Annotated in this window: 8 protein-coding genes; 5 read left to right on the forward strand and 3 right to left on the reverse strand. The window is 70.4% G+C overall.

Annotated elements, in window-relative coordinates:
• Window positions 1-7: 7 nt before the first annotated feature.
• Window positions 8-538 carry a diaminobutyrate acetyltransferase gene (gene ectA, locus RISW2_RS00360; protein ID WP_084615195.1) on the reverse strand — a complete coding sequence of 177 codons (531 nt, stop codon included), beginning with the start codon at window positions 536-538 and terminating at the stop codon, window positions 8-10.
• Window positions 539-892: 354 nt separating this feature from the next.
• On the opposite strand from ectA, the gene RISW2_RS00365 reads away from it, so the two are divergent.
• On the forward strand, window positions 893-1,447 hold the full coding sequence (locus tag RISW2_RS00365) for a MarR family winged helix-turn-helix transcriptional regulator (protein WP_051491681.1): 555 nt from the start codon (window positions 893-895) through the stop codon (window positions 1,445-1,447).
• A 17-nt stretch (window positions 1,448-1,464) separates the two neighbouring features.
• On the opposite strand, the gene RISW2_RS23370 is transcribed toward RISW2_RS00365, so the two are convergent.
• Window positions 1,465-6,777: a translocation/assembly module TamB domain-containing protein gene (locus RISW2_RS23370; RefSeq protein ID WP_051491684.1), complete on the reverse strand. Its 5,313-nt coding sequence runs from the start codon at window positions 6,775-6,777 to the stop codon at window positions 1,465-1,467.
• Window positions 6,774-8,582 carry an autotransporter assembly complex protein TamA gene (locus RISW2_RS00375; protein ID WP_043765152.1) on the reverse strand — a complete coding sequence of 603 codons (1,809 nt, stop codon included), beginning with the start codon at window positions 8,580-8,582 and terminating at the stop codon, window positions 6,774-6,776. Before RISW2_RS00375 ends, RISW2_RS23370 begins: the two co-directional genes overlap by 4 nt.
• A gap of 218 nt (window positions 8,583-8,800) precedes the next feature.
• Between RISW2_RS00375 and RISW2_RS23375 the strand changes: the two genes are divergently transcribed.
• The 4 genes from RISW2_RS23375 to RISW2_RS00395 all read left to right on the forward strand — a co-directional run bounded on the left by RISW2_RS23375 (window position 8,801) and on the right by RISW2_RS00395 (window position 12,877).
• Window positions 8,801-9,457 carry a TetR/AcrR family transcriptional regulator gene (locus RISW2_RS23375; protein ID WP_051491686.1) on the forward strand — a complete coding sequence of 219 codons (657 nt, stop codon included), beginning with the start codon at window positions 8,801-8,803 and terminating at the stop codon, window positions 9,455-9,457.
• A gap of 206 nt (window positions 9,458-9,663) precedes the next feature.
• Window positions 9,664-10,122: a (2Fe-2S)-binding protein gene (locus RISW2_RS00385; RefSeq protein WP_043765154.1), complete on the forward strand. Its 459-nt coding sequence runs from the start codon at window positions 9,664-9,666 to the stop codon at window positions 10,120-10,122.
• Between the two features lie 2 nt (window positions 10,123-10,124).
• The gene (locus RISW2_RS00390; RefSeq protein ID WP_043765156.1) at window positions 10,125-12,281 is read left to right on the forward strand and encodes a xanthine dehydrogenase family protein molybdopterin-binding subunit; all 2,157 of its coding nucleotides are present in this window, start codon (window positions 10,125-10,127) and stop codon (window positions 12,279-12,281) included.
• 5 nt (window positions 12,282-12,286) lie between these two features.
• Window positions 12,287-12,877, forward strand: a complete 591-nt coding sequence (locus RISW2_RS00395; protein ID WP_043765158.1) for a hypothetical protein — start codon at window positions 12,287-12,289, stop codon at window positions 12,875-12,877.
• Window positions 12,878-12,894: the final 17 nt, after the last annotated feature.

Consider the following 12,894-nt stretch of genomic DNA (forward strand, 5'->3'; position numbering starts at 1 on the left):
GCGGGTTTCAGGCCGCGCTCTGCACCGCATCGCGGAAGGTGATGGTCACCATGTGCTCGGTCGCGTGCTCACCCGCGAAGTGCGTGTCGCGGGTGAAGTGGGCGTCCGAGGTGAGCAGGCCGTTCGACCGCTCGGCGAACTTGCGGAACAGCGCCCAGGACGCATCGTTGTCGAGCGTGATGGTCGTCTGCATGCGCTTGACCTCTGCACACTCCTCGCGCGCCATCAGCGCGCTCAGCATGCGCGTGCCAAGCCCCATGCCGCGGGCCGCGCTCGACACGGCGACCTGCCACACGAAGACGGTGTCGGGATCATGCGGCGTCACGTACGCCGAGATCCAGCCGACGATCTCGCCATCCTTCTCCGCCACGACGCAGGTGTCGCGGAAATGGTCGGACTGCAGAAGATTGCAGTACATCGAGTTCTCGTCGAGCGGCTTGCAGTCGCGGATCAGTTCCCAGATCGCGGAGCCGTCCTCGCGCACGGGTTTGCGGAACGTCACCGTTCCTTCGGCCTTCATGCTTTGAAGTGTCTGCATCGGTCTGAACCTTCACTACGTCTTCTTGTTCGTGATGCTAAAGATAGGGCGATGGCCGAGATGTTTCAACAGGCAAAGTAATTTTCTTCCCCGAAATGGCATGTGCGACGGCATTTGTCATCTATGCCGCTGATTTTAATTGATTAAAACTTGTGGACAAGCCCGTGCTGATGGCAAAGGAATGCCGTGTATGGCGAACGGATGATGCGTCCGGGCCATTGCGCAGCTTGTATCGGTAGATTATTCGACTAACTAAATAACATGTTTGATTATACGACGACTCAGAGTGCCGCCGCCTCCTGTGCCCTTGCATCCGGCGGGGCGTCGCACCGGTCAGAGACGATTGAGCCGCCCATGGACAGAGACAGAACGGATGAAAGCCTGATTGCGTTGCGCAGGATTCTGCGCGCGACGGATCTTTACGGCCGCGACCTCGCGCGGGATGCGGGGCTGACGGCGGTGCAACTGCGCGTCCTGCAGATCGTCGCGGAACGCGGCCGGTGCCATCCGACCGACGTCGCGGCGCAGATGGGCGTGACCCAGGCGACGATCTCGGTCCTGATCAAGAAGCTCGAATCCTGGGGCCTGATCCAGCGCGAGCAGTCGGCGACCGATCGCCGCCAGATCGACCTCACCATCACGCCAGCAGGCCTCGAAAAGGTCGAGGTGGCGCCCGACGCGCTGCAGCAGCGTTACGTGCGCCATTTCGAGGCGCTTCCCGACTGGGAACAGGCGATGGTCGTGGCCGTGCTGGAACGGGTGGCGGGCATGCTCGGCGCCGGCAATTTCGACGCCGCGCCGGTTCTCGCCGCGGGCGACATCACGCGGCAGGCGCGGGGCACGAACGGCGAGACCGGGCACGGCGCGCCGCGCAACGGGATCGTTCCCGGGCGGAACCGGGCGCAGTAGCGCCCGCCCGCCGCGGCTCAGTAGTCGCGCTCGTAGTAGATGCCGACGCCGGTATTTCCGCCGCTGCCCACCGTGCCGCGCGCGGTGACGCTGGGCGTGATGGTCAGGTTGAGGTTGATCTCGGTCTCGCCCTCGCTGTTCACCGTCACGTCGGTATAGGCGCGTTCGTTGATGTAGCGCCCGAGCCGCAGCTCGGTCTGGCCGTCCGCCCCGGTCTGCACGTCGAGATCGTCGAGACCCGTCGACATCCGCAGGCGATCCACCAGCGAGGTGCCGCTGCGACCGGCAAGCGTGTTGATCGCCGAAGCGATGCGCAGCGCCTGCAGCCCCGAGATCTCGGACAGGTCGCGGCCGAACAGCAGCAGCGCCAGCACCTCCTCCTCGGGCCGGTCGGGGCTCGAGGTGAAGTCGACCTCGGGTTCCGACACCGGCCCCTCGATGATGATGGCGATCGTGTTCTCGTCGCGCTGGGTGTCCGCGCGCACGTAGATGAACGGGTTCAGGTCGCCCTCGAGCTGGATGTAGGCCTCGGACAGGGTCAGCCGCTGGCCCAGGATGTCGAGCCGGCCCCGGATCAGGTCGAACCGGCCGACCGGCTGGATGTTCTGCAACGTGCCGCCGATCACCACCTCGCCGCCCAGTTCCGCGTCGAGCCCGCGGCCCCGCACGAAGATCTGCGAGGGGGCCGTGACCGTGACGTCGAGGCCGTAGTTCACGCCCCCGCCGCCGCCACCGGCGCCGCCGTCGTCGGACGGGTCGCGGAAACCTGCGCGCGCGCGCGTCTCCTGGACGTCCGCGGGCGGGTTGACGTGGCGGACGTCGAAGCTCAACGAGGTGTTGCCCGTGCCGCCCGAGGGCACGCGCACCTCGGTCCGGCCGAGCGCGATGTTGCCCGACAGCGTCGCCGTCGAGGCGAGCGGTCCCGTCAGCCGCAGCGACCCGTTCGCGGTGCTCTCGATGAAGCCCGCATCGACATATTGCAGGCCGTCGAGGGTGATCGCGAGGTCGCCGTTGAACGGCGGTGACAGCGTTACCGGCCCCGAGACCGAGAGCTGCCCGCCGGACGACAGTCCGCCTGTCAGGTCGATGTCGGCACGTCCGCCCGACAGGCCCACCTGCGCGTCGATGCCGTTCACGGTCAGGCCCTGCGAGGGGAGGGCGAATTCGGACCCGGTCGTGGTCACGGTGCCCGACACCGCGTCGAGACCCGGCGCACCGTTCACCCGGAGGTCGAAGCGTGCCTGCCCCTGAAGGATGTTGGGCTCGATGAATCCGTTGGCGAGCCCGAGCGGCGCGGCGCCCGTCACCGACAGGTTCACCCGGCCGAAATCCTGCGCCGCGGTGCCAGAAACGTTGGCGTTCGTGCCGCCGGGGCCCGTCAGGCCCGCATCGATCCGGTAGCCGCCGCCGGCCAGCTGCGCGGTGCCCTCCGCGGTCAGCGGGCCCGACAGGTCAGGCACGAACAGACCCACGTCGCGCAGGCGCAGGTCGTACCGGACGTCGCCCGAGTTGCCGCCATAGGTGCCGTTCACGGTGGCGTCGATCTCGGTGCCATCGACCACCAGGCGATCGATGCGGATGGCGCCGCCCGGATCGCCCGCCGCCGTCGCGCCGAAGGTGGTCGTCCCGCGCAGGAGCTGGTCGATCGCGGAGATGCCGGTGCGCAGGTCCGCGACGCGGCCGTCCACGTCGGCGCTGAACTCCTGGCTCTCGAGCGCGTAGGAGCCCGATCCTTCGACCGATACCGACCCGCCGAGCCGCCGGCCCGCCACCGAACCATAGGGCGCGAGGGTCGTCACCGACACCGTGCCCGATCCCTCGACCGCCTCGAGCGCGTTCTCGACCACGCGAAGCGCCGCGTCGACCTGCGCCTCGGCCCCGCCGGGGCCCGAGGCGGTGGCGTCCACGTTCCAGACGTCGCCGTCCTGCTGCGCGGTCGCGTCGACCTGCGCGCCGCCCGACAGCCCGTCCAGCACGTCGCCGAGATCGGTCATGCGCGCCTCGAGCCGCACGTTCGAGCCCGTGTCGCGGTAGGTGCCTTCCGCGGTGGCGCGCGCGCGCGGCGCCTCGATCCGGAGGTTGCGCAGCACGATTCCGTCGTCGTCGCGCGCGGCGTCGATGTCGTAGGTCGCGGTTCCGGCGAGCAGGGCGTCGGCCTGCGGGATGCCGGTCGTCACGTCCTGCGACCGGCCGGAGACATCGGCGCTGAAGAATTGCGTCGCCAGCTCGTAGCTGCCCGACCCCTCGAACCGGGCCGAGCCCGAAAGCGGGCGGCCGACGAGCTCGGCATAGGGGCGGAGGGTCTCGATTCCGAGCGCGCCCGCCGCCTCGATCGCGCGGAGGGCGAGCCCGTCGAGCGTCGCCGCGCCCGCGATGTCCGCGGCGGCGCCGCCCGGGCCCGAGCCGGTGATGTCGAAATCGACGGTGTCGCCGGTCTGGTCGGCGGTGCCGCTGAGGCGCGCCTCGCCGGTCATGCCCTGGACGACCGAGGCGAGGTCGGTCACCACCGCGTCGAAGTTGGCGCGGCTGCCGGTCTCGGCATAGACGCCGTCGCCGGTGACGCTGACGCGGGGCGCGGCGATGCGCAGCTCGTCCACGGTGATCCCGTCCGCGTCGCGGCGCGCCTCGACGTCGTAGGTCGCCTCTCCCTCGAGCAGCGCGTCGAGCTCGGCGATGCCGGTCGCGACATCGGTGCTTGTGCCGCTCACATCCGCCGAGAAGAAGCCCGTCGCGCGTTCGAAACTGCCCGAGCCGTCAAAGGTCAGCGCGCCGCCGAGCGGCCGGTCCACGAGGCCCGCATAGGCCGACAGGTCGTCCGCGGCGATGCTGCCCGTGGCGTCCACGCCGCGGAAATCGGTGCCGACGAGACGCGCGGTGCCGTCGAGATCGGCGCGCGCGCCGCCCGGGCCGCTGCCGGTGACGTCGAAGCTCCAGGCCTCGCCGTCCTGGCTGGCGGTTCCGCTCAGGCGCGCGTCGCCCGACATGGTCGGCACGACGGCGGCAAGTTCCGACAACGCCACGTCGAATTCCGCCGTGCTGCCGTCGTCGCGCAGGCGCCCCTCGGCGGTGATGTCGGCGCGCGGCGTCGTGAGTTCGAGCGTGCGGAGGGTGATGCCCTCCTCGTTGCGCCCGCCGTCGAGCACGAACCGCGACTGCCCGGCAAGAAGCGCGTCGAGCTCGGCAATGCCGGTCGCGATGTCGGTGCCGGTGCCGGACACGTCGGCGGTGGCCGCGCTGCTCTGCAGGTCGTAGCGCCCGGTGCCCTCGACGCGGACCGCGCCGCCGAGCTCGCGCCCGGCGATGCCCGAGAACGTGTCGAGCGTGTCGACTGCCACGGTGCCGGTGCCGCCGACCGCGGTCAGCAGGTTGTCGACCAGCGTGGCCGTCACGTCCGCGTCGATGCGCGCGCCGCCCGGGCCCGCGCCGGTCAGGTCGAGCGTGTAGTCCTCGCCGTCCTGCACCACGGTGCCCGCGACCGCGAGCCGGCCCTCGAGGTCGGGGCGCACGCGCGTCATGTCGGCGATGTCGATGTCGAAGCGCGCGTCGGTCTCGTTGCCGCCGACGCGGCCCTCTGCGGTCGCGGTCAGTGTCTCCGAGGCGAGGTTGAGCGTGCGCAGGACGATCCCCGCCTCGTTGCGCGCCGCGTCGATGGCGAGGTCGAGCTGGCCCGCCACGAGGCCGTCGACCTCGGGGATGCCGGTCTCGATGTCGGTGGCAGAGCCATCGACGGCCATGTCGAACGCGCCCGAGACAGGTTCGAACGTGCCCTCGGCCTGCACGTCGACCGCTCCGCTCAGGTCGCGCCCGGCGAGACCGGAAAAGCGCGAGATGTCGTCCGCGACCACCGAGAGGTCCGGCGCGATGACGATGTTGAGGTCGTTGGCGATGCCGCTCACCGACACGGTGCCGGTGGTGGTGATGCCGGCGCCGGTCAGGTCGATCCCAGTGAGCTCGAGCGCCGAGCCCTGCGTCCAGTCGAAGCTCACGAGGCCCGACAGCGTGTCCCCCACCGCCTGGGCCAGGTCCGGATCGGCGAATTCGAGCCCCTCGGCCGACAGGTCGAACTGCCCCGCGGCCGCGCCGAGCCCCGAACCCTCGCCCTGGGTCAGGGTGCCGTCGCCGTCGAGCCGGAAGGACGCGGCGTCGAGGTCGGGACGGTCGAGCCCCTCGACCGCGATGCCGGCCTGCCAGGTGTCGCCCTCGGCGGCGTTGAAGTCGATGTCGATCGCCGCGCGGTCGACGCGGGTATCCTGCCCGGGCAGGGGCAGGGCGACCGGCCCGCCATCCTCGGCCTGCATCCGGCCGGTCAGCGAGACGAGCACGGGCCAGTTCTGCGCGTTGAGCTCGACCGTTCCGTCGAGCGTGATCGCGTCCGAATCGAGCGACAGCGTCTCGAGCACGAGGCCGCCCTCGGCATAGCTCTGGCCCGAGACGTCGAGCGACAGGCTCGGGCCGAAGAATTCGCGGTTCTCGGGCGTGAGCAGCGGGCGCACGTCGCCCTCGACGTCCACGTCGAACTGCGTGCCCGCGCGGTCGGCATCCGCGATGTCCGCCACGGCGATGCGGCCCGCCAGCCGGTCCTCGCCGTCGGTGGCGAAGGCGAGGTCGGCCGCGAAGTCGGACAGCGGCCCGCTGCCCTCGACCGTCAGCTCGAGCGCGGGTTCGCCGGGAATGCCCGCGAGCGAGGCCACGATGCCGCCCGGCCCCTCGTTCACGTCGAGATCGACGGACAGCTCGCGCGAGTCGTTGGCATAGGCCGCATCGAGCGTGATCTCGCCCTGCCGGTCGTCGGTGCGCTCCACGTCGAGCGCCACCTCCCCCTCGCCGCCGGCGAGGCTCGCCGAGCCTTCGAGCCGGAACTCGACCGGCTGGCCGATCACCGGCGCGCCGATCTCGACCCTTTCGGCCGCGATCCGGCCCACCTGGACCGAGACCGGCAGCTCTGGCAGCGAGAACGGCTGCGTGGCGGCATCGGGCACCTCCACCGTCGCGTCGGCCGGCTGCGAGGGCAGGCGCGCGAGGATGATCTCGTCGGCGGTCAGCTCGTTCACCGACAGCCTGCCCCGCAAGAGCGCGAGGCGGTTCCAGTCGAGCACCGCCCCCCGCAGCGTCAGCCAGACACCTTCCTCGTCGGCGATGGTCAGCTCCTCGAGCTGCGCCTCGGAACTGAGCGCGCCCTGGAAGCCGGTGATGTCGATCTGCATCCCCTCGGCCGACAGGTTGTCTTCGATCAGCGCCTCGAGCCGGCCGCGTTCGTCGGACTGGCCGTTCACGGCCGCGGGCGCGACGAAGGCGAGGCCGAGGGCGGTGGTGGAGAGGATGCGTCTCAAAATGCCTGTCCGATGCCGATGTAGAACTGCACGCCTTCGCCGGTATCGCCCGAGGTGGGCGCGGCCACGTCGAACCGGATCGGGCCGATGCCGGTCTGGTAGCGGACGCCGAGGCCCGCGCCCGAGTGCCAGCCGCCCGAGCCGTCGTAGAAGCTTTCCTCGCCGATGTAGCCCGCGTCGTAGAACGCGACGAGCCCGAGGCTCTCGGTCAGGTCGCGGCGGTACTCGGCGGACATGCCGACGAAGCTGCGCCCGCCGGTCTCGTCCCCGTCACCGAGGTCGACGTTCAGCGACTGGTAGGGCTGGCCGCGCACGGTGCCGCCGCCGCCCGAGTAGAACAGGAACTCGGGCGCCGTCTCCTCGAGGTCGGAGCCCACGACGGAACCGAGCTGCAGCCGGCCGGCCAGCACGTTCGGGTCGCCGTCGCCCCAGCCGAGATAGCCGCGCAGGTCGCCGTAGAGCCGCGCGCCCGACTGGGTGTCGTTGAGCCCCAGATAGGGCGTGGCCTCGGCGTTCACGTAATAGCCCTGCCGCGGGTTCAGCTCGTTCGAGCGCTTGTCGATCGTCAAGCCCGCGGGAAAGGTCAGCAGGAAGAACTCGCGTTCGCCGAGGTCGTCCTCGACGTCGCTGTAGATCAGTCCGAGCCCCAGCTCGACCTCGGTGTCGTCGCCGAGGCGCCGCGTGGCGCCGATCTCGGCCTCGAAGCGGTTCGACAGGTAGGTCGGTTCGTCCTCGCGCACGATCGCGGACAGCACGTAGCCGTCGGTATCGGCGCCGTAGATCGCGGGAATGTCGAGCCGGCCGCGCAGCGCGTAGTCCATCCCGCTCTCGCTGCTGCCGATGTTCCGGACCGAGGCGTCGAAGCGCAGCCGCTCGGCCCCGCCGAAGAAATTGCGGTGCATCCAGAACGCGGTGAGCCCGATGCCCTCGAGCGTCGAGTATTCCGCGCCGAAACCGATGCGCCGGGGTTTCTGGTCGGACACCGCCAGCGACATGTCCATCGTCCCGTCGGGCCGCACCACCTCGCCTTCCTGCAGCGTCACGGACGAGAACGCGCCGGTGCGCCGCAGCCGTTCGACCACGCGCTCGACCTCCTCGGGGTCGAAGCTCTCGCCCTGCGGGAAACCCGCGATGCGGCGGATCGCGCCCTCGCGGACCGCGCTGGGCGTGGTGACGAGCATGTTGCCGAAGCGGACGCTCGGGCCGGTCTCGATGCCGATCACCGCGGACAGGGTGTTGGTGCGGTGCTCGGCCACCACGTCTTCCGAGGCGAGGCCGGCCTTGGCGTAGCCGCGCGCGCGCCAGTCCTCGATGGCGATGTCGACGGCGTCGCGGATCACGGTGCTCTGCGCGACCTTGCCGACCGCGAAGCCCTCGGGCAGCTCGGTCTTGCGCGGGATGGGCGCCACCTCGGCGCGGGAAAATCGGAACTGCGGACCCGTCTCCACCTGAACCTGGATCACCCCGACCCGGTCGGGCAGGTCGAGGAGCGGGATCTGCGAGGCCTCGCGCCCGTCCACGAGGATGTTGATCACGCCGCCGTAATAGCCGCGGGAATAGAGCGCCTCGAGCAGGTGTGCGTAATCCGCAAGCGCCGTCGCCACGAGATCCTGCGGGTCGGTCCGCCCGTCGTTCTCGGCCGCAGAGATCAGCGACACGCTGCGCAGCAGGTCGCGGATCTCTTCCCGCTGCTCCTCGCTCGGGGCGCGCACCGAGTAGGACACGTCGTCGAGGGCGAGGGCTGCCGGTGTTGATGTGCAGATCGCAAGCGCCGCGAGGCGGACTTTTCTGGAAAGGTCGAACACGGCGCTCGGATCTCCCTGTCGGTCGGTTTCTTCTGACTGACGCGGGTTGAACCTAGCGGTGCCCGCCTATGCTGACCACCCGCTTGCCCCGCGCGGCCGGCGTTGCGCCGCCGGATGTGTCAATTGCGGAACGCAGGCGGCAGGGGCCCGTTTTCCTTGACAACGCGCGGACGCACGGTAGCAACGACCGGCCCCGGCACGAAAAGGACGCCCCGTCCATGTCCGACCCGCACAGGCACGATCTGCTCTGGCAGCGCAAGGTGCGGCAGTGCCGCAGCCGGCGCACGCAGGCCGCGCTTCTCGACGCGGCCGAGGCGCTGTTCGCGGAGCACGGCCTGGCCGAGGCGTCGGTATCCGACATCGCGCAGCGCGCGGGTACGTCGGTCGGCGCCGTCTACCACCATTTCCGCGACAAGTCGGCGCTCTACCGGGCCGTTATCCTGCGCATCGCGGACGAGATGGCCGACACCAACGCCGAGGCGCTCGACCCGGCCCGGTGGGACGGATGCGGGATCGCCGGCATCGCCCAAGGCTATCTCGACTTCGCGCTGAAGGACCTCGCCCGCTCGCCGGTCATGCGGCTTCTCGATTCGCCCGACCTGCGCGAGGTCCCGGACCTCAAGGACACGATCCTCGAGCTCAAGCGGCGCTTCAATGCCGGGCTGGCCGCGCTGTTCCTGCAGCGGCGCGAGGAGATCGGGCATCCTGATCCCGACCGTGCCGTGGCGGTGGCGGTGGACCATCTCGCCGCCATGACCAAGTGGCGGTCGGGCGCGATGATCTGGCCGCAGCAGAGCGCGCCGCTCGATGTACAGACCTACATCGACGAGGTGCTGCGCGGATTCTCCTGCTACCTGCAATTGAAACGTCACTGAGCGCCGCTATCCTTCGCGTCGAGCCCGGGCGCGGGACGTATTGACAGGCGCGCGGCGTTTGCGTCATTTTTGAATCCGAGTTCGGATTCTGTTTTTTGCGCTCCGGACCGCTGCGGCGACCGCGCCTCTGGCCCCTCGTCGCACGGCCCCCTCAACCCAGCCGCCGGCCTCCGAGCGCCGGACCGCCAGACGAAAGGGAGTAGCCCATGGCGACATTCACCGTGAACGGCAAGGACGTGACGCTCGAGGTGCCCGACGACACCCCGCTTCTCTGGGCGCTGCGGGACGACCTGCGGCTGACCGGCACCAAGTTCGGCTGCGGCATCGCCCAGTGCGGCGCCTGCACCGTGATGGTCGACGGCATGCCGCGGCGTTCCTGCGTGACGCCGATCGGCACCCTCGACGGAGCCTCGGTCGAGACCATCGAGGGCATCGAGGGCCCCGAGGTCGAGGCCGTGCAGGCCGCCTGGGTCGGCATCGACGTGCCGCAATGCGGCTGGTGCCAGTCGGGGCAGGTGATGAGCGCCGTGGGCCTCCTGCGCATGAACCCCGCACCTACCGACGAGGACATCGACAATGCCATGGCCGGGAACGTCTGCCGCTGCGCCACCTATGTGCGCATCCGCCAGGCGATCCACGACGCCGCCGACATGCTGGAGGGCTGAGCATGACCGTTCAGACACGCCGCCAATTCCTCGCCGCTTCGGCGGGCCTCGTGATCGGGGTGGCGCTGCCCATCCGCGCGCGGGCGCAATCGGGCGCCGCCGCGGCGCTGGGCGACGGCACGCTGGCCGAGGGCAGCTTTGCCCCGAACGCCTTCGTGCGCGTCGCGCCGGACAACACCATCACCGTCTTCTGCAAGCATATCGAGTTCGGCCAGGGCCCCTATACCGGCCTCGCGACGCTCGTGGCCGAGGAGATGGACGCCGACTGGTCGCAGATGCGGGTCGAGGCCGCGCCGGCCGACGACGAGCTCTACAAGAACCTCGCCTTCGGCATCCAGGGCACCGGCGGCTCGACCGCCATGGCCAATTCGTGGATGCAGATGCGGCAGGCCGGCGCAGCCGCCCGCGCCATGCTGGTCGCCGCCGCGGCCGAACGCTGGGGCAGTGATGCCGCGACCCTCACCGTGTCGGCCGGAACCGTCTCGGACGGCAGCAATTCCGCGACCTTCGGCGAGCTGGCCGAGGCGGCCGCCGCGCAGGACGTGCCCGTCGAGCCCGCGGTCAAGAACCCGTCCGAGTTCACGCTGATCGGCACCGACCGGCCCAAGGTCGACAGCCGGTCCAAGTCGGACGGCACCGCGATGTTCACCATGGACGTCTACCGCGACGGGATGGAGACGGTCGTGGTCCGCCGTCCGCGGGTGATCGGCGCCACCGTCGCGTCCTTCGACGACGCGGCCGCGCTCGAGGTGCCGGGCGTCACCGCCGTGCGGCAGATCCCGCAGGGGGTCGCGGTCTACGCCACGTCGACGGCGGCCGCGCTCAAGGGGCGCGAGGCGCTGAGCGTCGAGTGGGACTACACGGACGCCGAGACGCGCTCCTCCGAGGAGATCTTCGCCGCGTTTTCGGAGGCTGCGCGATCGCCCGGCCTCGAGGCCGAGAAGGTCGGCGACAGCGCGGGCGCCATCGCGGCGGCCGAGACCGTGCACGAGGCGGAGTTCCTGTTTCCCTTCCTTGCCCACGCGCCGCTGGAGCCGCTCGACGCGGTGCTCGAGCTGAAGGACGGCAAGGCCGAGATCTGGATGGGGGCGCAGTTTCCCGGCGCCGACAAGGGCGCGGTGACGCAGGTCCTGGGCCTCGAGCCCGCGGACGTGACGATGAACGTGATGCTGGCCGGCGGCAGCTTCGGGCGGCGCGCGCAGCCCACCGCCCATATCGGGGTCGAGATCGCCTCGATCGCCAAGGCCGCGGGCCGCGACGGCGCGTGGAAACTCGTCTGGACCCGCGAGGACGACCTGACCGGCGCCTATTACCGGCCGATCACCGTGCACAGGATGCGCGGCGGCATCGCCGCCGACGGCAGCATCGTCGGCTGGGAGGACCGCGTGGTGAACCAGTCGATCATGGCCGGCACGCCCTTCGACCAGGGCGGGGCGGACCCGACCTCGTTCGAGGGGTCGACCAACATGCCCTATGCGCTGCCGAACCTCACCGTCGACTGGGTCAAGCAGGAGCTGCCGGTCGCGCCGCTCTGGTGGCGGTCGGTGGGACACACCCACACCGCCTACGCGACCGAGGTCTTCCTCGACGAGCTGCTCGAGAAGGCCGGCAAGGACCCGGTGCAGGGCCGGCTCGACCTGCTCAAGGACGAGGCCGGGCGGGACCGCGCCGTGCTCGAGCGGGTGGCCGAGATGGCGGGCTGGGACGGCACCAAGGTGCGCGGCGACCGCGCCTACGGTGTCGCGCTGCACGAGAGCTTCCAGAGCTACGTGGCACAGATCGTCGAGATCTCGGACGCGGGCGGCCTGCCGCGCGTGCACAAGGTCTGGTGCGCCATCGATTGCGGCATCGCGGTCAACCCGAACGTGATCCGCGCGCAGATCGAGGGCGGCATCGGCTACGGGCTCGGCACGGCGCTCTACAACGAGCTGACGCTCGGCGAGGGGGGCGAGGTCCAGCAGCTGAACTTCGACACCTACCGGATGCTGCGCATCAACGAGATGCCCGAGGTCGAGGTCGCGATCATCGACAGCGACGCCGATCCCACGGGCGTCGGCGAACCCGGAACCCCGCCCATCGCGCCCGCGGTGGCCAATGCGTGGCGCGCGCTGACCGGATCGAGCCCGCGCCGGCTTCCCTTTGCACGAGCAGGTGTCTGAAGAACATGAAGAAATGGCTGATGATCGCGGCGCTCGCCGCGACCCCCGCACTGGCGCAGGATGCGGAATTGCGCGCGGTCGGGGACTTCGACGACATCGAGGGTGAGGAGGTGCGGTCGGTTGCGCTGTTCGAGGAGATGCTCAAGGTGATCGAGCATCCCCGCTGCCTGAACTGCCATCCCGTGAACGGCGGGCCGACGCAGGGCGACGACATGACCCCGCACATGCCCCCGGTGGTGCGCGGCGACGCCGATTTCGGCGCGCCCGGCATGTTCTGCACCACCTGCCACGGCACGCAGAACGTGGCCTTCGTGACCGGCGACGGATCGATCCCGGGGCACGAGCCCTGGGCGCTCGCGCCGGTCTCGATGGGCTGGCAGGGCCTTTCGGGCGCCGAGATCTGCGCGCAGCTCAAGGACCCCGAGCGCAACGGAGACCGCGACCTGGCCGAACTGCACGAGCACATGGCCGAGGACGGCCTCGTGGGCTGGGGCTGGCATCCGGGCGACGGGCGCACGCCCGTTCCGGGCACGCAGGAAGCCTTCGGCGAGATCGTGCAGGCCTGGATCGACACCGGCGCGGCCTGCCCGGGTTGAACGTCCGCACGGGGTCG

Source organism: Roseivivax isoporae LMG 25204 (genome assembly GCF_000521865.1).
GTDB lineage: Bacteria > Pseudomonadota > Alphaproteobacteria > Rhodobacterales > Rhodobacteraceae > Roseivivax > Roseivivax isoporae.

Bases quoted from the DNA above. Each gene is read 5' to 3' on its own strand.
- ectA (WP_084615195.1), bottom strand. From the start codon at position 538: ATGCAGACACTTCAAAGCATGAAGGCCGAAGGAACGGTGACGTTCCGC.
- RISW2_RS00365 (WP_051491681.1), top strand. From the start codon at position 893: ATGGACAGAGACAGAACGGATGAAAGCCTGATTGCGTTGCGCAGGATT.
- RISW2_RS23375 (WP_051491686.1), top strand. From the start codon at position 8,801: ATGTCCGACCCGCACAGGCACGATCTGCTCTGGCAGCGCAAGGTGCGG.
- RISW2_RS00385 (WP_043765154.1), top strand. From the start codon at position 9,664: ATGGCGACATTCACCGTGAACGGCAAGGACGTGACGCTCGAGGTGCCC.
- RISW2_RS00390 (WP_043765156.1), top strand. From the start codon at position 10,125: ATGACCGTTCAGACACGCCGCCAATTCCTCGCCGCTTCGGCGGGCCTC.
- RISW2_RS00395 (WP_043765158.1), top strand. From the start codon at position 12,287: ATGAAGAAATGGCTGATGATCGCGGCGCTCGCCGCGACCCCCGCACTG.